Raw genomic sequence first — 22494 nt, 5'->3', positions numbered from 1 at the left:
TGAACGGTGGAGGCGACCCGATGAACCGCGGCTTTCCCCTGACCCCGGCACAGCAGGGGATCTGGCTCGCGCAGCAGCTCGACCCGGCCGATCCGGTCTACACGATCGGCTGGGTCGCCGAGCTTCGCGGCGACGTCGACATCGCCCGGCTGGGTGAAGCCGTTCGGCGGGCGGTCGCGGAGGCGGAATGCCTCCACGTCACGGTCGAGCTGGACGGTGACACTCCGGTCCAGCGTCCGGTCGCCCCCGGTGAGGTCGCGGTCCTCGACTTCACCGGCGAGCCGGATCCGGAGCTGGCCGCGGACGAGTGGGCGCGAGCCGAGCTCGCCGTGGTGACCGACCCTGCCCGAGGGCCGCTCACCGCGCACGCCCTCCTCGTCCTGGCCACGGACCGGGTCCGCTGGTTCCAGCGCTACCACCATCTGGTGATGGACGCGCACGGCCAGGCCGTCCTGACCCGTCGCGCCGCGGCCCTCTATTCGGGGACCGCCGAGGAGGTCTCCTGGCCGCTCTCCGGGCTGGCCGAGGCGGGCTACGACGCGAAAGCCGATCGCGACCACTGGCTCGGTGAACTCGCGGGCAGGCCCAACCCGGTGCGGCTGCTCGGCCGCGCGTCGTCCGGCCGGGTCCGGCTCCGGCGGCATTCGTGGGAGCTGTCCGCGGCGGACGCCGGTCGCCTGCGGAAGTTCGCGCTCGACGCGGGGACGAGGTTGTCCCGTGTCGCGATCGCCGCGGTGGCGGCGTACGCCCACCGGGTGACCGGCGCCGAAGACCTCGTCCTCGGCCTGCCGGTCACCGCACGGACCACCCGCGCCCTGCGTGAACAGCCGGGCATGGTCTCCAACGTCCTGCCGTTGCGGCTCACGGTGCGCCCCGAGACGACGCCGGCGCAGCTTGTCGCCCAGGTCGCGGAGAAGGTCTCCGCGCTGCTGGAGCACAGCCGGTACCGCGGGGAGGACCTCGCGCGCGAGCTCGGCGCGAGCGGCGGGGTGCACGAACTCGTCGGGCTGAGCGTCAACTACATGGCCGTGGACGGCGAGCTCGCGTTCGGCGACGCGAGCGCCACGGTGCACAACCTCGAACTCGGGCCGATCAGCGATGTCGCCATCGCCGTGTACGACGCCGGCGAGGCCCGCGGGCTCCGCTTCGACTTCGACGCCGACCAGGCCGTGTCTTCCGACGGCGAACTCGCCGATCACCGCCGCCGGTTCGCCGCGGTGCTGGACGCGCTGGTGGCGGGCCCGGACTCGCCGCTGGCCGCGATCGACCTGCTTTCCGTCGAGGAACGGGACCGGGTCCTGGCGCTCGGGACGGCGGTCGCGGAGTCGCCGGAGTTGTCCTGGCCCGAGGCGTTCGCCCGGGTCGTGGCACGGAAGCCGGACGCGGAGGCCGTCGTCTGCGAGGACGTCCGGATGACCTACGCCGAGGTCGACGCCGCCGCCAACCGGCTCGCCCGGCTGCTGCGGCGGCGCGGTGTCGGTGACGAGGACGTCGTCGGCGTGGCGATGCCGCGGTCGGCCGATCTCATCGTCGCGCTGCTCGGCGTGATGAAGGCCGGGGCGGCGTACCTCCCGCTCGACCTCGACCACCCCGAAGATCGCCTCGCCTACATGCTCGCCCACGCGGGCGCGCGGCTCGTGGTGTCCACTGTGGAGGAATCCGCGCAGCTGCCGTCCGGGGTGGACGCCGAGCGGATCCTGCTCGACGATCCGGGGACCGCCGCGGAACTCGCGGCGCTCGATCCGTCCACTGTGGACGTGAGCGGGATCGCGCTGAGCCGGGCCGCGTACGTCATCTACACCTCGGGTTCGACGGGCAGGCCGAAGGGCGTGGTCCTGTCCCACGACGGGATCGGCAGCCTGATCAGCACGGCGACCGAACGGATCGGCATCGGCGAGGACAGCCGGGTGGTGCAGTTCGCGTCCACCGGTTTCGATGTGACGGTCTGGGATCTGGTCATGTCGCTGTGCGTCGGCGGGACGCTGATCGTGGTCCCGTCGCATCGCCGCGTCGCGGGCGTCGAGCTGACCGGCTACATCGCGGACAACGCTGCGACGCACATGATCCTGCCGCCGTCGCTGGTCGCGGCGCTTCCCTCGGACTGCGAACTGCCGAAGGGCGCGGTGCTGATCGTCGGCACCGAGACGGTTCCGCCGGAACTGATCGCGCGCTGGGCCGAAGACCTGCGGGTCGTCGCCGCGTACGGGCTGACCGAGGCGACGGTGAACTCGACGCTGTGGGCGGCCGAGCCCGGCTGGACCGGTCCCATCCCGATCGGTGTCCCGGATCCGAACACCCGCTGCTACGTCCTCGACACCGCGCTGCGGCCGGTCCCGGTCGGCGTCGAGGGGGAGTTGTACGTCGGTGGGCGCGGTCTCGCGCGAGGCTACGCGGAACGTCCGGCGCTGTCGGCCGAACGCTTCGTCGCCGACCCGTTCGCCGGCGGTGGCGCGCGGATGTACCGCACTGGTGACCGGGTCCGCTGGCGCGCCGACGGGAACCTGGACTTCCTCGGCCGCACCGATCACCAGGTCAAGATCCGCGGGTTCCGGATCGAACCCGGGGAGATCGAGTCCGCGCTCGCCACGTTCACCGGCGTCGAGCGGATCGCCGTCGTGCCCCGCGAGGTCAAGCCGGGCGACCGGCGGCTGGTGGCGTATGTCGTCCCGGCACCGGACGGATCGCCGACGCTGCTCAAGGACCTGCGCGCCCACGCGGAAGCGGCGCTGCCGCACTACATGGTGCCGTCGGCGTTCGTGGACCTCGACCGGCTGCCGATCATGCCGAACGGCAAACTCGACCGCACCGCGCTGCCGTTGCCGGATTTCGGCGCCGCCGCCACCGGCCGCGCGCCTCGGACCGAACGCGAGCGGATCCTGTGCGACGTCGCCGCGCGCGTCCTCGGCCTGGCTTCGTTCGGTGCCGACGACGACTTCTTCTCGCTGGGCGGCGACAGCATCCTGTCCATCCGGCTGGTGCTCGGCGCGGCGGAACACGGTCTCGCCATCACCCCGCGCCAGGTGTTCCAGCACCGGACTCCCGAGGCGCTCGCCGCCTGCGCCGAGGCCGTCGTCGTCGAGTCCACTGTGGACCAGCGGCCGTTGCTGGAGCTGACCGGCGCCGAACGCGCGGCGCTCGCCGAGTACACCGACGTCCTGCCCGTGACGCCGCTGCAGGAAGGGTTCTTCTTCCACGCGGAGTTCGAAGGCGGCCAGGCCGCGGACATCTACACCGTCCAGGAGGTGCTGGACCTCGAAGGCGACGTCGACGCCGACCGCCTGCGCCGGTCGGCGCAGGCCCTGCTCGACCGGTATTCGTCACTGCGGTCCGGCTTCCGGCAGCTCGACGGCGGCCGGGTCGTCCAGACGGTGACCAGGCACGCCGAACTGCCGTGGCGCGAGGTGGCCGCCGAAGACGCCACGGAAGCCTTCGAGGCCGATCGCGCGCGCCGGTTCGACTTCGCCCGGCCGCCGCTGCTGCGGGCCACCTTCACCCGGCTCGACGACGGGCACGCCAAGCTGGCGCTGACGTTCCACCACATCATCGCCGACGGCTGGTCGGTCGTGGTGCTGCTTCGCGAACTGCTGGCAGGATACGGAAATCCGGCAAATCCGCTCCCGGAGGAGGACACCCGGGCCGACCATCTGCGCCGGCTCGCGTCACGTGATCACGAGGCTTCGCGCGAAGCCTGGCGCACGGCACTGTCCGGAGTGGACGAACCCGCTCGCCTGGTCGAGGGACGGGCCGGGGCGGCGAGACAGCCGTCGCGGCTGCACCTGAACCTCGGCGAGCAGGCGACGAAGGCGTTGTCGGACATGGCGCGCGCGCACGGGCTCACCCTCGGCGCCGTGCTGCACGGCGCGTGGGGTCTGCTGCTCGGTGGCCTCACCGGCCGGGACGACGTGCTGTTCGGCAGCACGGTCTCCGGCCGGGACACCGGTGCCGCCGGTATCGAGTCGGCGGTCGGCCTCTACATCAACACGGTTCCGGTGCGCCTGTGCTGGTCGGGGGCCGAGACCGTCGCCGCGGTGCTGCGGCGGCTGGGGGACGAGCAGGCGGCGTTGCTGGACCACCAGCATCTCGGCCTCGGCGAACTGCAGCGCATCGCCGGTGCGGGGCAGGAAGAACTGTTCGACACCCTCGTGGTCGTCGAGAACTTCCCCCGTGACGGCGAACGCGCGTCCGGAACCGTCCGCCTCACCGGCGTCGAGGTCACCGACGCGGTGCACTTCCCGGTCGCGGTGATCGTGACGCCGGGTGAAGACCTGGAGTTCAGCGTCAAATTCGACGCCGCGCGGATCGACGCGGTCGCGGCCGGGCAACTCGCCGAGCGGTTCGCCCGCCTGCTGGAGACGCTGACCGCGAACCCCGAACGGCCGGTCGCCGCCCTCGACCTGCTGTCGCCCGCCGAACGCGGCCGTCTGGCCGAACTCAACGCGACCTCGCATCCGGTGCCCGCGCGAACGCTGGCCGAGGCCTTCGCCGAGCAGGTCGCCAAGACGCCGTCCGCGACGGCGGTGATCTTCAGGGACACCGAACTGTCCTATGCGGACCTCGACGCCCGCGCGGAGAACCTGGCCCGCAGGCTGCGTTCCCTGGGCGCCGGCCCCGAAGAGGTCGTCGCCGTCGCCGTACCGAGGTCGGCCGAGCTGATGGTCGCCCTGCTGGGTGTCCTCAAGGCCGGGGCCGCCTACCTGCCGATCGACCTCGACTACCCGGCCGACCGGCTCGAATACATGCTCGCCGATTCCGGTGCGCGTCTCGTGCTCTCCGAACCCGGGACGGCCGCGCGGATCCCGGTCGTCGACGGGCTCACGCAGGTCCCCGTCACCGGCGAACCCGTCGACGACGTCCCAGGAGCGGCCGCCGGACCGGACAACACCGCCTACCTGATCTACACCTCCGGATCGACCGGGCGGCCGAAGGGCGTGGCCGTCACGCATCGCGCGATCGTCAACCGGCTCGCGTGGATGCAGCACGAGTACCGGCTCACGGCCGATGACCGCGTGCTGCAGAAGACCCCGTCGAGTTTCGACGTGTCGGTCTGGGAGTTCTTCTGGGCGCTGTGCGAGGGCGCCGCGGTGGTACTGGCGGAGCCGGACGGTCACCGCGACCCCGCGTATCTCGCGCGGGTGATCCGGGAGCGGGAGATCACCACCCTGCACTTCGTCCCGTCCATGCTCGCCGCCTTCCTCGGCAGCGACGAGGCCACCGGTGAGCTCGGGTCGTTGCGCCGGGTGTTCTCCAGCGGCGAGGCGCTGACCGGCGAGATCGCCGCCCGCTGGCGTTCGCTGACCGGCGTCCCGCTGCACAACCTCTACGGCCCCACCGAGGCGGCCGTGGACGTCACCTTCTTCGCGAGCACAGGGTCCGAGGGCGCCACCGTGCCCATCGGGCGTCCGGTGTGGAACACGCGGGTCCATGTCCTCGACGGCTGCCTTCGTCCCGTGCCCGACGGGGTGGCGGGCGAGCTGTACCTCGCCGGTGTCCAGCTGGCTCGCGGTTATCACGGACGGCCCGGCCTGACCGCCGAACGCTTCGTCGCCGACCCGTTCGGCGAGCCGGGGCAGCGCCTGTACCGGACCGGTGACCTCGTGCGGCGCCGCGCCGACGGCGAGATCGAGTACCTCGGCCGCACCGACCGGCAGGTGAAGATCCGCGGCAACCGGATCGAACTCGGCGAGATCGAGGCGGTCCTCGTCGCGCGGCCGGAGGTCACGGCCGCCACGGTCGTCGCGAAGGACGGGGCGCTCGTCGGTTACGTCGTCGGCGACGTGGACCCGGAGCGGCTGCGTGCCGCCGTCAGCGAGGCGTTGCCGGCCCCGATGGTGCCGCAGGCGTTCGTCGTCCTCGACGAATTCCCCTTGACCCCCAGCGGAAAGCTCGACGTCCGCGCCCTGCCCGCGCCCGAGGTCGGAAAAGCCGCCACCGCCCCGGAGAGCGATCGGGAACGCGTCCTCGCACGGATCTTCGCGGACGTCCTCGGCCTGGACTCCGTCGGCGCCGAAGGGGACTTCTTCCTGCTGGGCGGCGACAGCATCTCGTCGATCGCCGTGTCGAGCCGCGCCCGGCGGGCGGGGTTCGAGCTGAGCCCCAAGGACGTGTTCGAGCTGCGGACCCCGGCCGCGCTCGCCGCCTCCGCCGCACCTGCCGAGCCGGTGGCCGTCGCCGACGGTGTCGGTGCCGTGCCTCTCCTTCCCGAAGCGCTCAGGCTGCGGGAGCTCGGCGACGCGATCCGGCCGGAGTCCGTGCTGCTGACCGTGCCCTCCGGGGCCGACGCCGAGATGCTGGCCGCAGCCTTGCAACTCGTGCTCGACCACCACGACGGCCTGCGGCTCGAACTGTCGCGGGTCGCCTCGGTGCTGTGGTCGCTCGAAGTCCGTCCACAAGGGACTGTTCAGGCCGCGGACCTGCTCCGCCACGCGACCGGATCCGTCGAGGACGAGTACCGGGCCGCCGCCGGCCGATTGACGGACAACCTGCTGCAGGCCGTCTGGTTCGACGAACCGGGCAGGCTCCTCCTGGTCGCCCACCCGGTCCTGCTGGACGCACGGAGCTGGGCGAGGCTGGCGGCCGATCTCGCGATCGCCTGGCAGGCCGTGACCGACGGCCGCCCGCCGGTGTTCACCCCGGTGCGGACGCCGCTGCGGACGATCGCCCGACGGATCAGCGACGAGACGCAGGATCCCGCGCTGCTCGGCGAGATCGAGCACTGGGCCGAGACCTTGGCGCCCGGCTCCGCCGAGATTCTCGGCGACATCGTCGAGCGTCGCATCACTCTGTCCATTGAGGACACTCGGACGCTCGTCGGCGCGCTCCCGTCGGCCGTGCACGGCGACGTGACCGACGTCCTCCTGACGGCGCTGAAAGCCGCCGTGGACGGCGACCTCCTCGTCGATCTCCACGGCAGGGTGGACACCTCGGACACGGTCGGCGCGCTGACGTCGGTCCGGCCGGTACGGATCACCGCCACCGGCGAACCGCTCGCGATGCTGAAGGCCGTCAAGGAGACCGTCCGCGAGACGCCCGAGGGCTACGGCTCGCTGCGGTACCTCAACGTCCAGACCGGCCCGGTGCTCGCCGGGCTCGCGAAGCCGCGGATCGCCCTGCGCTACGACGGCCGGATCCCGGCCGGACCGGGGGAGTGGCAGGTCGCCGGGCAGTTGGCCGTGCCGCCGTCCGGAGACCACGCCCTGCGGATCGGGGTCGCCTGCGAGGAGACCGCGGACGGGCCGAGACTGACGGCGACGTTCGCGGGTGCGGGCGCGGCGCTCGCCGACCGCTGGGTCGCGGCCTTGCGCGAGCTCGCGGCCGTGGACACGCACGCGCCGGTGGGCCTGACGCCCTCCGACCTCGAACTCGTGTCGCTGACGCAGGAGGAGATCGCCCGCGTCGAGCGGGTCAGCCCGGTGCCGGTCGCCGACGTCTGGCCGCTGTCGCCGCTGCAGGAAGGCCTGTTCTTCCACTCCAGCTACAACTCCGATCGGGTCGACATCTACACGATCCAGGAGGCGATCGACTTCGATCACCGCCTGGAGGCCGGACGGCTTCGGGCGGCGGTGGTGGCGCTGCTGCGGCGGATCCCGAGCCTCGGCGCCGGGTTCACCAGTGAAGGGCTGCGCGGGCCGGTGCAGTTCGTGGCGGCCGAGGTCGAACCCCCGGTGTCCGAAGTGGACCTTTCGGCGCTGCCCGAAGACGAGCAGCAGGAACGGCTCGACGCTTTGATGGCCGAGGACCGCGCGACCCGGTTCGACCTCGGTGCCCCGCCGCTGTTCCGGCTGAAGCTGGTGCGGCTCGGCGACGGACGCGACCGTGTCGTGCTGAACCGGCACCTGCTGCTCTGGGACGGCTGGTCCGCCTGGTTGTTCATCGAGCAGTTGTTCGCGCTGTACGACCTCGGCGGCGACGACCGTGCCCTGCCCGCCGCCGGGTCCTATGTGGACTTCCTGCGCTGGCTGGACCGGCAGGACATCGAGGCGGCCACGAACGCGTGGCGAGAGGCGCTGTCCGGTCTCGCGGAGCCGACGGTCATCGGGCCGGAAGGCCGGGACCTGGCGCCGGCGACCCCGGTCAACCTGGACGCGATGCTCCCGCCCGAACTGGGCCGCGCGTTGCGTGAGCAGGCCAGAAGGCACGGGCTGACCGTCAACTCCGTGCTCAACGCCGCCTGGGGTCTGGTCCTCTCGACCATGACCGGGCGCACCGACGTCGTCTTCGGCGCCGCGGTCGCGGGCAGGCCCGCGGCCGTGCCCGACATCGAGAACACCATCGGTCTGTTCCTCAACACCGTGCCTGCCAGGGTGCGGCTCGACGCGAACGAATCCGTCCTCGACCTGGTGCGGCGCCTGCAGTCCGAACGCATGGACCTGACGCCGTACGAGTTCATGAGCCTCGGCGTCCTGCAGCGGGAGGCCGGGCACCGAGTCCTGTTCGACACGCTTTTCGTGCTGCGCAACGCCGACGGTGACGAACGACGCGACGGCCTGCGCCACCGGCACGGCATCACCGGCCTGCTGAACATCGACGCCACGCACTACCCGCTGACGCTGGTGGTCACGCCGGGCGAGGAAATCCGCATCACGGTGTCCTACCGGGACGACGTGCTCGACGCCGCCGAGGCCGCGTCGGTGCTGGACCGGTTCACGTCACTGGTCGCGCAGATCGTCGACGACCCGGCGAAACCGGTCGCCGCGCTGGCGACGGTGTCGTCGCAGGACCGTGCCGCGCTGGAGGCGGGCTGGGCCGAGGCCGAGCATCCCGTCGTCGAGGACACGATCGCCGATCTGCTGGCCGTCCAGGCCGAGCGGACCCCGGACGCGACCGCCTTGGTGTTCGGCGAGGAGCAGTTGACCTACGCCGAACTCGACGCGCGCATCAACCGGCTGGCCCGGCTGCTGCTCGCGAAGGGGGCGGCGCCGGAACAGGTGATCGCACTCGGGCTGCCGCGGTCGATCGACATGGTCGTCGCGCTGTTCGCCGTGCTCCGGACCGGCGCGGCGTACCTGCCACTGGAACTCGACTATCCGGTCGACCGGCTCACGGTGATGCTGGAGGACGCCCGGCCGTTGTGCCTGGTGTCCACCAAGGAGGTCTCGGCGACGCTGCCTGATGACGTCCTTCGTGTGCTCGTCGACGACCACGAAGACAGGGCGTTCGGCGACGGCCCGATCTCCGACGCCGAACGCCCGCTGTTCGCGCGCGGCCGCGCGGACCGCATGGAGCATCCGGCGTACGTGATCTACACGTCGGGCTCGACCGGAAAACCCAAGGGTGTCGTCACGCCGTACCGAGGCCTGACGAACATGCAGCTCAACCACCAAGGCGCGATTTTCGCCCCGGCCATCGCGTCGGCGGGCGGACGGCGGCTGCGGATCGCCCACACCGTCTCGTTCGCCTTCGACATGTCGTGGGAAGAACTGCTGTGGCTCGTGGAAGGGCACGAGGTCCACGTCTGCGACGAGGAACTGCGCCGGGACGCGCGGGCGCTCGTGGCGTACTGCGACGAGCACGAGGTCGACGTCGTCAACGTGACGCCGACGTACGCCCACCTGCTGATCGAGGAAGGGCTGCTGGAAGGGCACCGGCCCGCGCTGGTCCTGCTCGGCGGCGAAGCGGTGTCCGAGTCGGTGTGGAACCGGCTGCGGGACACCGACGGGACCTACGGCTACAACCTGTACGGCCCCACCGAATACACGATCAACACGCTCGGCGGCGGCACGACCGACAGCGACACCCCGACCGTCGGCAAGCCGATCTGGAACACGCGCGCCTACATCGTCGACGCCTGGCTCCGGCCGGTCCGAGACGGTGTCGCGGGTGAGCTCTACATCGCGGGCGAAGGCCTGGCCCGCGGCTATCTCGGCCGTCCCGGTCTGACCGCCGAACGGTTCGTCGCCGACCCGTTCGTGCCCGGTGGCGGGCGGATGTACCGCACCGGCGATCTGGTGCGCCGCCGCGCCGACGGGAACATCGACTTCCTCGGCCGCACCGACGACCAGGTCAAGATCCGGGGCTACCGCGTCGAACTCGGCGAGATCGAGACCGCGCTCAGCCGGTACCCGGAGGTCGCGCAGGCCGCCGTCCTCGCGCGGCCGGACCCGTCGGCACCCGGTCTGCAACGGCTCATCGGGTACGTCGTCCCGGCTGAACTCAGTGGTGACGCGCGCGCGGAGGCCGAAGCCGACCAGGTCGGCGAATGGCAGCAGATCTACTCCGACGAGTACACCGAGATCCCGACGGCGTTGTTCACCGAGGACTTCGCGGGCTGGGATTCCAGCTACGACGGCGAACCGATCCCGCTGGAGCACATGCGGGAATGGCGGCGGGCGACCGTCGACCGCATCGCCGAGCTGAAGCCGGAACGGGTGCTGGAGATCGGCGTCGGCACCGGTCTGCTCATGGGGCAGATCGCGCCGCTGGTCCAGGAGTACTGGGGTACCGACCTCGCCGCGCCGGTGATCGCGAAACTGAACCGCGAGCTGGAACAGGATCCCGCGCTGGCGGCCAAGGTGACTCTGCGCGCCCAGCCGGCGCACGTGTTCGACGGCCTGCCCGCCGGCCGGTTCGACACCATCGTGATCAACTCCGTCATCCAGTACTTCCCGAGCGTCGACTACCTGACCGACGTCGTCACGAAGGCGATCGGCCTGCTCGCGCCCGGCGGCGCGCTATTCGTCGGCGACGTCCGGAACCTGCGGCTCGCCCGCGCCTTCCACACCGCGATCCAGCTCACCCGCGCCGACGCGACGTCCGACATCGCCCAGGTGCGGCGCGCGATCGAACGCGGTGCGGCGCTGGAGAAGGAACTGCTGATCGACCCGGACTACTTCACCGCGCTCGTGCGGCGGATGCCGGACGTCGCCGCGCAGGTCCGGATCAAACGGGCCCGGCTGCACAACGAGCTGAGCCGGTACCGCTACGACGCGGTCCTGGTGAAAGAGCCGGCCGAAACCGTGTCGGTAGCGCAGGCGCCACGACTGTCTTGGGACGAGGTCGGTTCGCTCGACGTGCTGGAGGAGCGCCTCACCGGCGTGGAAACGCTGCGGGTGAGCCGGATCCCGGACGCCCGGCAGGCCCCGGAGGTCGAGGCGACGCGTACGCTGGACGCCGGCGCGCCGCTCATCGACGTCCTCGCGGTGTTCGGTTCCTCCCGTGGGGTGGAGCCCGAGGACGTGCACGAACTCGGCGACCGGCTCGGGTTCCGGGTGTACTGCACCTGGTCGGCCGAGGGCGCGTTCGAGGGCGTTTTCGTCCACAAGGGACAGACGGGCGCGCTGGTCACCGGTGTGCATCAGCCGGTCTCGCTCGGCACGAACCTGGCCAAGTACGCCACGAGCCCGACGGCGGCCCGCGGCGGCGGCGAATTGGTGCAGCGCCTGCGGGACAGGCTCAAGACGGAACTGCCGGACTACATGGTCCCAGCCGCCTTCGTCACGCTGGGCGCCCTGCCACTGACCGACAACGGAAAACTCAACACGCGGGCGCTCCCGGACGCCGACCAGACGGTACGGCTCGCCGAAAGCCGCCCGGCCGAGACCGCCGAAGAGGAGACGCTGTGCGCGCTCTTCGGCGAGGTCCTCGGCGTGGACGGGGTCGGCGTCGAGGACAACTTCTTCGATCTCGGCGGCCATTCCCTGCTCGCCACCCGGCTCATCAGCCGGGCCAGGACCGAACTCGGCGCCGAACTGGCCATCCGTGACCTGTTCGAGGCACCGACGGTGGCCGAGCTGGCCGCTCGCGCGGGTGGCGGCGAACCGGCGCGGCCCGCGGTGGTCCGCGCCGAGCGTCCCGAACGGATCCCGCTGTCGGCGGCCCAGCGAAGCCTGTGGCTCGTGGACCGGATGGAAGCGAACGCGGTCGCCTACAACTTCCCGCTGACCTTCCGCCTGCGCGGCGACCTGGACCTCGAAGCGCTGCGCGCGGCGCTCGGCGACGTGCTCGGCAGGCACGAGGTCCTGCGAACCGTGCTCGCCGAGCAAGACGGGGAGCCCTACCAGCGCGTTCTCGACGCGCCGGAGATCCCGTTCGCCGTCGAGGAGTGCGACGAAGACGTCCTGGCCGCACGGATCGCCGAACTCTCGCGGACGCCGTTCGCCCTGGCGACGGAGATCCCGGTCCGGCTGCGCGTGCTGCGCCTCGGCGAGGGCGACCACGTGATCTCGCTCGTCCTGCACCACAGCGCGACCGACGAATGGTCGGACCGGCCGTTCCTGGACGATCTGACCTCGGCCTATCGAGCCCGGCAGGCGGGTGAGGCTCCGCTGTGGACGGACCTCCCGGTCCAGTACGCCGACTTCGCGTTGTGGCAGAAGGACTTCCTCGACCAGCGCGGAGCCGCTCAGGTCGCCTACTGGGCCGAATCCCTGCGCGGGGCGCCGGACGAGCTGCCTTTGCCCCTGGACCGCCCGCGTCCGCTCCGGCCGACAGGCAAGGGCGGCAAGGTCAAGTCCCCGCTGTCCGGGGACCTGTCGGCCGCTGTGCGCGACCTGGCGGCGAAGTCGGGTGCCAGCCCGTTCATGGTGCTTCAGGCGGCCGTGGCCGCCTTGCTGCACCGGACCGGCGCCGGGGACGACATCCCGCTGGGTGCCCCGATCGCCGGACGTACCGACGCGGCACTCGACGACCTCGTCGGGTTCTTCGTGAACACCCTCGTGCTGCGGACCGATCTTTCCGGGGAGCCGACGTTCACCGCCCTGCTCGACCGGGTGCGTGAGGCCGACCTCGCCGCGTTCTCGCACGGCGATCTGCCGTTCGAGCGCGTGGTCGAGGAGCTGAACCCGCCGCGGGTACCGGGGCGCAACCCGCTCTTCCAGGTGATGGTGGGCTACCACCGGCAGAGCGACGCGCACGACGTGCTGGGCCTGCCCGCCGAGTGGTTCGAGATGGACACCGGCATGGCGAAGTTCGACCTGCACTTCACGATGGTCGACGACGGGACCACCGCCACGCTGATGCTGGAGTACGCCGAGGACCTCGCCGACGAGACGACGGCCGAGCGGCTGCTGACCCGGCTGACGTCGCTGCTGGAGCAGGTCACGGCCGAACCGGAGCGGCCCGTCGCGGCGCTCGACGTCCTCGTCGGTGATGAACTCGCGCGGGTCACGGAGTGGAATCGCACGGCTCGTGAGGTCCCGGTCGCGACGTTGCCGGAGTTGTTCGAGGCGCAGGTGGCGCGGACGCCGGACGCTCCTGCCGTGGTGTTCGAGGACTCCGAGTTGTCGTACGCGGAGTTCGACGCTCGGGCGAATCGGCTGGCGCGGTGGCTGGTCGAGCAGGGTGTGGGCGCGGAGTCGGTGGTGGCGGTGTCGTTGCCGCGGTCGCTCGACCTGGTCGTCGCTCTCTACGCGGTGCACAAGGCCGGTGGCGCTTACCTCCCGGTCGACCGCGACTATCCGGCCGATCGCATCGCGTTCATGCTCGAAGACGCCGCGCCCGCGGTCGTTCTCGACGAGCTGCCTGATTTGGACGGCTACTCCGGGGAAACCCTGGGGCGGGTCGTGGATCCGTCGTCTCCGGCGTATGTGATCTACACGTCGGGTTCGACCGGTCGTCCGAAGGGTGTGGTGGTGCCGCATTCCGGCATCGTGAACCGCCTGCTGTGGATGCAGGACGAGTACGGCCTGACGGCCGACGACCGCGTGCTGCAGAAGACGCCGTCGAGTTTCGACGTGTCGGTGTGGGAGTTCTTCTGGCCGCTGATCACCGGCGCGACACTGGTGGTCGCCAAACCCGAGGGGCACAAGGACCCGGCGTACCTCGCGGAGCTGATCCGCACGGCCGGGATCACCACCGTCCACTTCGTCCCGTCGATGCTGGCGCTGTTCCTGGAAACCGCCGAATGTACTGGCCTGCGGCGGGTGATCTGCAGCGGCGAGGCGCTGCCGTCGGAGCTGGCGGCCCGCGTGGACGTCCCCCTGTACAACCTCTACGGCCCGACCGAAGCGTCCGTCGACGTGACGGCCTGGCGGGCCGGTGCCGAGACGACGCCGTCGGTCCAGATCGGACGTCCGGTGTGGAACACGCGGACGTACGTGCTGGACGCGCGGTTGAACCCGGTCCCGCCTGGTGTCCCGGGTGAGCTCTACCTCGCCGGCGTGCAGCTCGCGCGCGGGTACCTGGCCAGGCCGGGGCTAACCGCCGAGCGGTTCGTCGCCGACCCGTTCGGCGGCCCCGGTGAGCGCATGTACCGCACGGGCGACCTCGCGCGCTGGTCGGACGACGGTGTGCTGGAGTTCTTGGGCCGTGTCGACGACCAGGTCAAGATCCGCGGCTTCCGGGTGGAACTCGGTGAGGTGGAAGCCGCCCTGACCGCGTTCGAGTCCGTCACGCGCGCTGTGGTCGTCGCACGCGAAGACCGGTTGGTCGCCTATGTCGTCGGGTCCGCCGACGGGCTGCGGGAGGCAGTGGCGGCGAAACTGCCGGAGCACATGGTGCCGTCGGCGTTCGTCGTGCTCGACGAGATCCCGCTGACCCCGAACGGCAAACTCGACCGGAAGGCCTTGCCCGCGCCGGAGTTCGCGACCACCGAGGGCCGCGAGCCACGGAACGCCCGGGAAGAGGCCCTGTGCGCGCTGTTCGCCGACGTCCTCGGTGTCGAGCGGGTCGGGATCGACGACGGGTTCTTCGCGCTCGGCGGGCATTCGCTGCTGGTGATGCGCCTGGTCAGCCGGATCTCGGCGAGCCTGGACGCCACGGTGTCGGTTCGCGACGTCTTCGACGCTCCCACCGTCGCCGCGCTGGCCGAACGGCTTTCGGACCCGTCCGCGCAGCCGGCCTTGAGTGCGGGGAACCGGCCCGACGTGCTGCCGCTCTCACCCGCGCAGCAACGGTTGTGGTTCCTGTACCGGCTCGAAGGCGTCACGTCCACCTACAACATCCCGCTCGCCTGGCGTCTGCACGGCGAGCTGGACAGGGACGCACTGCGCGCGGCGATCGGCGACCTCGTCGAACGGCACGAACCACTCCGGACGGTGTTCGCCGAGGAGAACGGCGTCGCGGCGCAGCGGATCCTGACCGACGCGCGTCCGGAGGTCCGTTTCGATGCAGCCGGTGATCTTCCGGCTCAGTTGGCCGCCGAGTCCGGCCGAGGGTTCGCGCTCGACGAGGAACTCCCGATCCGGGCCACGGTCTTCGCTGTTTCGCCACGGGAACACGTCCTGCTGCTGGTGATCCACCACGTGGCGACGGACGAGTGGTCCCAGGGGCCGCTGATGACGGACCTTGCCACGGCGTACGAGGCTCGTGCGGCGGGCATCGCTCCACAGTGGACTGACCTGCCCGTCCAGTACGCGGATTACGCCCTGTGGCAACGCGAACTGCTCGACTCGACGGCTTCCCAGCATCTCGGCTACTGGCGGGAAGCACTGGCGGGCCTGCCGGACGAGCTGGCCCTGCCAGTCGACCGTCCCCGTCCGGCGGAGTCGAGCCACCGCGGTGGTCTCGTCACCTTCCCGATCGACGGCGGGCTCACCGAGCGCCTGCGCGCGGTCGCCCGGCGGCACGACGTCAGCATGTTCATGCTGGCGCAGGCCGCCGTCGCGGCACTGCTGCACCGGCTCGGCGCCGGGGACGACATCCCGCTCGGCGCACCGAGTTCCGGCCGCGTCGACGAACGGCTGGAGCCGCTGATCGGCTTCTTCGTCAACTCGCTGGTGCTGCGCACCGACCTGTCCGGCGACCCGGCGTTCGGTGATCTGCTCTCCCGGGTGCGCGCGACCGATCTCGCCGCCTTCGAACACCAGGACCTGCCGTTCGAGCGCCTGGTCGACGCGGTGAACCCGGAACGTTCGCTGGCCAGGCATCCGTTGTTCCAGGTGATGGTGGTCTACCTGCCCGAAGCCGAGGACTCGCTGAAGCTGCCCGGCCTCCGCGCGGAGCAGGAGGAGTTCGCGCAGGGCGTCGCCAAGTTCGACCTCGAGTTCGGCTTCCTGGAGAACGGCAGTGACCTTGGCGGGATCTCGGGAGCCATCGAGTACAGCGCCGATCTGTTCGACCACGCCACGGCCGAGTCCTTCGCTCGGCGCCTGGTCGCCGTCCTGGACCAGGTCGCCGCCGATCCCGCGATCCCGGTCGGCGAACTCGACGTCCTCGGCGAGGACGAGCGCGCCCAGTTCGGGCGCTGGAACGACACCGCGCACGACGTTCCGGCGACCACCCTGCCGGAGTTGTTCGAGGCGCAGGTGGCGCGGGCGCCGGACGCTCCCGCTGTGGTGTTCGACGACACCGAGCTGTCGTATGTGGAGTTCGACGCACGGGCGAATCAGCTCGCGCGGTGGCTGGTCGAGCAGGGTGTCGGCGCGGAGTCGGTGGTGGCGGTGTCGCTGCCGCGGTCGCTCGATCTCGTGGTCGCCCTGTACGCCGTGCACAAGGCGGGCGCGGCGTATCTGCCGCTCGACACGGACTATCCGGCCGACCGGCTGGCGTTCATGCTCGAAGACGCCGCGCCTGCGGTCGTCCTGGACGAGTTGCCTGCGCTGGACGGGTATTCCGGTGAGAGTCTGGGCCGGGTCGTGGATCCGTCGTCGCCGGCGTACGTGATTTACACGTCCGGTTCGACCGGTCGCCCCAAGGGCGTCGTGGTGCCTCACGAGGGCATCGTGAACCGGCTGCTGTGGATGCAGGACGAGTACGGCCTCACCGCGGACGACCGGGTATTGCAGAAGACGCCGTCGAGTTTCGACGTGTCGGTGTGGGAGTTCTTCTGGCCGCTCATCACCGGCGCGACCCTGGTCGTCGCCAAACCGGACGGCCATCGCGATCCGGCGTATCTCGAAGCGCTGATCCGTGACGAGCGGATCACGACGCTGCACTTCGTCCCGTCGATGCTGGAGGCGTTCCTCGCCGAAGAGCCGTCGTGGCATGGCGTTCGCCGCGTCCTGTGCAGTGGCGAGGCGCTGTCACCGGAACTCGCGGCTCGCGTGGACGTCCCGCTGCACAACCTCTACGGACCGACCGAGGCTTCGGTGGACGTGACCTCGTGGGAGGTCGTGGATGACACTGTCCCCATTGGACGTCCGGTGTGGAACACCCAGGTCCACGTGCTCGATGCCCGGCTGCGGCCGGTGCCGCCGGGCGTGGCGGGGGAGCTGTACCTGGCGGGCGCGCAACTCGCGCGCGGCTATCTCGGTCGGGCCGGGCTGACCGCCGAGCGGTTCGTGGCGAACCCGTTCGCGGCCGGAGAGCGGATGTACCGCACGGGCGACGTCGCGCGGTGGCGTGCCGACGGCGCGCTCGACTATCTCGGCCGCGCCGACGACCAGGTCAAACTGCGCGGCTTCCGGATCGAGCTGGGCGAGATCGAGTCCGTGCTTTCCGCGCGGGTGGTCCTGAGGGAGGGCAGGCTCGTCGCCTACCTGGCGGGGGAGGCGGACGTCGAAGAAGCCCGGCGGCTGGCCGAGGCCACTCTGCCGGAGTACATGGTGCCGTCCGCGTTCGTCGTTCTGGACGCGTTCCCGTTGACACCCAACGGGAAGCTCGATCGGAAGGCGCTGCCCGCGCCGGACTTCGCCGACGCGGTGACCGGCGATGCCCCGCGCACCCCACGCGAGGAACTGGTCGCGTCGCTCGTCGCCGGTGTGCTCGGGCTGGACAAGGTGGGCATCCACGACGACTTCTTCCGCCTCGGCGGGGACAGCATCGTCGCGATGCAGTTGGTCGGCCGCGTGCGGAACGCCGGGCTGCTGCTGAGCCCGCGTGACGTCTTCCGGCACCGGACCGTCGCGGCACTGGCCGAGGTCAGCTCGGTGCGGCTCGACGCGCCCGCGTCCAGGAAGCCGTTGCTGGAGCTCGATGCGGGCGAACGCGCGGAGATCCTCGACGTCGCGCCGGACACGGCCGAGGTGTGGCCGCTGACGCCGTTGCAGGCCGGGCTGCTCTTCCACGCGACGATGGACGGCGACGGACCCGACGTCTACACCGTCCAGGTGTCGTTCGATCTCGAAGGGCCGCTCGATCCGGCGCGACTGCGTGACGCCGCACAGTCGCTCGTGGACCGGCACGCCATCCTGCGCACCGGGTACCGGTACCTCGCATCCGGCCGCCCTGTGGCGCTGGTGGCGCGTTCCGTCACCGTTCCGTGGCGTTTCGTCGCCTCGGCGGACGATGCCGAGGCGGAGCTGGCCCACGACCGGCGCCGCTTCGACCCGGCCGCCGCGCCGCTGTTGCGATTCCTGCTCCTGGCGCTGCCGGGCGGCCGGCACCGGCTGGTGTTCACCCACCAGCACGTGCTGCTCGACGGCTGGTCGGTGCCGCAGCTGTTCGCCGAGCTGTCCCAGCTGTACGCCGGCGCCGACCTGGCGCCCGCCCGTCAGTTCCGCGACCATCTCGGCTGGCTCGGGGAACAGGACCGGGGCGCGGCGGAGGCCGCGTGGCGGCAGGCGCTCGACGGTCTGACCGAGCCGACGCATGTCGTCCCGCACGACCCGCAGCGGATCCCGGCCCTGCCGGAACGGTTGTCGCTGGAGCTGCCTGAACAGGCGACCGAAGCACTGTCCGCGGTCGCCCGCTCGCGGGGGCTGACGCTGAACACGCTCGTCCAGACCGCCTGGAGCATCGTGCTCGGCAGGCTGACCGGCCGGTCGGACGTCGTGTTCGGCGCGACGGTCGCCGGGCGCCCGCCCGAACTGGCCGGGGTCGAGCGGATGATCGGCCTGTTCATCACCACGATCCCGGTGCGGATCGCGCTCGACCCGGCCGAAAAGCTGGGCGACCTGCTCGACCGGGTCCAGGACGAGCAGTCCGGTTTGCTCGCGCACCAGCACTTCGGGCTCGCCGACATCCAGCGCGGCGCCGGGCTGGGCGAGCTGTTCGACACGCTGATGGTGTTCGAGAGCTACCCCGGCGCGGACGAGGACGTGACCGGTGCCGGATTGCGCGGGGAGATCGTCCGGCACGAGGACTCCACGCACTACCCGCTCACCTGGGCGGTGGAACCCGGCACCCGGCTGAAGCTCACCGCCGAGTACCGCTCCGACCTGTTCGACGCCGGCCTGCCGGAACGGCTTCTCCCCGCGATGGACCGCGTGCTCGCCGCGATGGTGTCCGATGTGGACGCACCGGTCGGCAGGGTGGACATCCTGGCCGAGGCCGACCTCGACCTGATCGTGCGGGAGTGGAACGCCACGGCGCTCGCCGTCGAACCGTCCACTGTGGCCGGTCTGTTCGAGGCACAGGTGCGGCGTTCACCGGACGCGACGGCGGTGGTCTCGGGCGAGGTCGCCTCGACCTTCGCCGAACTCAACGAGCGCGCCAACCGGCTCGCCAGGGCCCTGGTCGCCCACGGTGTGGGGCCCGAGGACTTCGTCGCCTTGGCGTTGCCGCGTTCGGCGGACGTGCTACTGGCGATCCTCGCGGTCCACAAGGCGGGTGCGGGGTACCTGCCGCTCGACCCGGACTACCCGGCGGAGCGGCTGGCGGCGATGCTCGCCGACGCGCGGCCGAAGCTGATCTTGACCGAGCCCGAGCTCCTGGAGTCGTTGCCCCGGACCGAGATCGAGACGCTGGCGCTGTGCGCGCTCGTCACCGAGGACCGGCAGGCGCACGACCTGACCGACCGTGACCGGATCCGGCCGCTCGACCCGGAGCATCCGGCGTACGTGATCTACACGTCCGGCTCGACCGGGACGCCCAAGGGGGTCGTCGTCCCGCATCGCGGCGTGGTGAACCTGTTCCACAGCCACCGCGCCAACCTGCACCGGCCCGCGGTCGAGGCCACCGGCAAACCGCACCTGCGGGTGGGACACGCGTGGTCGTTCTCCTTCGACGCCTCCTGGCAGCCGCAGCTGTGGCTGCTCGACGGGCACGCCGTGCACATCGTCGACGAGGAGACGCGGCGCGATCCCGAACTGCTGGCCGCGATGATCGAGCGCGACGGCTTCGACTTCATCGAGGTCACCCCGTCGTTCTTCGCGCAGATGGCGGACGCGGGGCTGCTCGACGGCGACCGGTGCCCGCTCGCCGTGATCGGTGTCGGCGGCGAGGCGGTGCCGGAGAGCCTGTGGCGCCGTCTGGCCACTTTGGACGGAACCGAGGCGTTCAACCTGTACGGCCCGACGGAATCCACAGTGGACGCGCTCGTCGCGAGAATCGGTGACAGCGGGAAACCGCTGGTCGGCAGGCCGGTCGCGAACACCCGTGCCTACGTGCTGGACGCGGCACTGCGGCCCGTGCCGCCAGGCGTCACCGGCGAGCTGTACCTCGCCGGTTCCGGGCTCGCCCGGGGTTACCTCGGGCGAGCGGCGCTGACGTCTGAGCGGTTCGTCGCGGACCCGTTCGGCCCGGCGGGGGCGCGGATGTACCGGACCGGCGACCTCGCCCGCTGGACCGCGGACGGGCGGCTGGACTTCGGCGGGCGCGCCGACGACCAGGCGAAGATCCGCGGCTTCCGGGTCGAACCCGGCGAGGTCGAGGCCGTGCTCGAACGGCACGGGAACGTCGCGCAGGCGGTCGTCCTCGTGCGTGAGGACCGTCCGCGGGTCAAGCAACTGGTGGCCTACGTGGTGTCCGCTGTGTCCACAGTGGACCGAGAGGAGCTGCGGCGGTTCGCGGCCGAGGCGCTGCCGGACTACATGGTGCCCGCGGCGTTCGTCTCGCTCGACGCGCTTCCCGTGCTTTCCAACGGGAAGCTGGACCGCAAGGCGCTGCCTGCCCCGGATTACACGGAGCTGGCAGGCGGCCGGGCGCCCGAGACCGCGCGGGAGAAGGCACTGTGCGCGCTCTTCGCGGAGGTGCTCGACGTGCCGGGACTCGGCGCCGACGACGACTTCTTCGCCCTCGGCGGGGACAGCATCGTCGCGATGCGGCTGGTCAGCCGGGCGCGCGCGGCCGGGCTGAAGATCACCCCGCACGACGTGTTCGCGCGCCGGACGGTCGAGGCGCTGGCCGAGGTCGCCGAGAGTATCGAAAACGACGACACGGTCGCGCTCACGCCGATCATGCACGCGCTGCGCGAACTCGGTGGCCCGATCGACGGTTACCACCAGGCGGCGTTGCTGCGGACGCCGTCCGGCATGACCCGTGACCAGCTGAAGACCGTGCTCGGCGCGGTCGTCGCGCGGCACGACATGCTGCGCGCGCGGCTCGACCGGTCGGTGGACGGCTGGGCGCTCCGGGTGGCCGAATCCGCCGACGTGCACATCGAACACGTCGAGGTCGAAGGTGATCTGTTCGCTCTCATCGAGAGGCACGCGGAACCGGCTCGTGCCCGGCTGGACCCGGACGCCGGCGTGATGGTGAGCGCGACGTGGTTCGACGGCGGATCGTCGGCGCCTGGACGGTTGCTGCTGATGATCCATCACCTCGCCGTCGACGGCGTCTCGTGGCGGATCCTGTTGCCGGACCTCGCTTCGGCTTGGGACGCGGTCGCGCTCGGCGTGACGCCGGAACTGTCCCCTGTGGACACTTCGTTCCGGCGATGGTCGCGGGCATTGTCCGCACAGGATCGTTCCGGCGAGCTGGACCACTGGAAGTCGGTACTGGGCGGCGGGGATCCGATCCCGCTGGACCGGCCGCTCGATCCCGAGCGGGACGTGGCGGGGACCGTGAAGAAGGTGTCGCTGACGTTGCCCGCCGAGCGGACGGCTCCGCTGTTGTCCCGGGTCCCGTCGGCGTTCCGGGCGACGATCAACGACGTCCTGCTCACCGGCCTCGCGCTGGCCGTCGCCCGGTGGCGCCGGGACGGGGGACAGGCGGTGCTGATCGACGTCGAGGGGCACGGCCGCGAGGAGGAACTCGCTGGTGGGGCGGACTTGTCGCGGACTGTCGGCTGGTTCACCAGCGTCGTCCCGGTGTGCCTGGACCTGGGTGACCTCGACCTGGACGACGCGTTCGACGGCGGAGCCGCCGCCGTCGAGGCGCTCGAACGGGTCCGGGCCCACCTCGACGGGCTGCCGGACGGCGGTATCGGGCACGGCCTGCTCCGGTATCTCGACCCTCGTACCGGCCCTGAGCTCGCGACGGTGGCGAAGCCGCAGATCGAGTTCAACTACCTGGGCAGGATCGGTGTCCCCGAGGCGACGGACTGGTCGTACGCCGAGGAGGCCGAGGCGGCCGAACTCGGCCCTGACGACGGGATGCCGGTCTCGCACGCGCTGACGGTCAACGTCCTGGCCGAGGACCGCCCCGGCGGCCCCGAACTGGGCGCACACTGGTCGTGGCCGGAGGCCGTGCTCACCGAAGACTCGGTGCGGGAACTCGCGGAAGTCTGGTTCCTCGCGCTGGACGCGCTCATCCGCCGGGCTGATTCACCGGCCACGAAGAAGGAGAACAAGGAATGACGAACCCGTTCGAGAACCCCGACGGCACGTACCTGGTGCTGGTCAACGACGAAGGCCAGCACAGCCTGTGGCCCGAGTTCGTCGAGGTCCCGGCGGGCTGGACCACGAAGTTCGGCCCCGCTTCGCGTCCGGAGTGCCTCGAATACGTCGAGACCCACTGGACGGACCTGCGGCCCGCTTCGCTCGTCAAGGCCATGGAGTCCTGACGCGCTCCAGTCCGTGA

General features: G+C 71.2%; 2 protein-coding genes. Both read left to right on the top strand.

Annotated elements, in window-relative coordinates:
- Positions 1 to 20: 20 nt before the first annotated feature.
- Positions 21 to 22271 (top strand): non-ribosomal peptide synthase/polyketide synthase, encoded by a 22251-nt coding sequence (locus tag CVV72_RS10120; RefSeq protein ID WP_219152185.1) that lies wholly within the window; start codon positions 21 to 23, stop codon positions 22269 to 22271.
- On the top strand, positions 22268 to 22477 hold the full coding sequence (locus CVV72_RS10115) for an MbtH family protein (protein WP_219152184.1): 210 nt from the start codon (positions 22268 to 22270) through the stop codon (positions 22475 to 22477). Before CVV72_RS10120 ends, CVV72_RS10115 begins: the two co-directional genes overlap by 4 nt.
- The last annotated feature ends 17 nt before the right edge of the window (positions 22478 to 22494 follow it).

The organism is Amycolatopsis sp. TNS106 (assembly GCF_019330265.1).
GTDB classification, from domain to species: domain Bacteria; phylum Actinomycetota; class Actinomycetes; order Mycobacteriales; family Pseudonocardiaceae; genus Amycolatopsis; species Amycolatopsis lurida.
Note: the sequence above shows the minus strand (reverse complement) of the source record. Positions and strands in the feature narration are given on the sequence as shown.

What these genes read in the sequence shown, in the direction of transcription:
- CVV72_RS10115 (WP_219152184.1), top strand. Translation starts at nt 22,268, where the DNA reads ATGACGAACCCGTTCGAGAACCCCGACGGCACGTACCTGGTGCTGGTC.
- CVV72_RS10120 (WP_219152185.1), top strand. Translation starts at nt 21, where the DNA reads ATGAACCGCGGCTTTCCCCTGACCCCGGCACAGCAGGGGATCTGGCTC.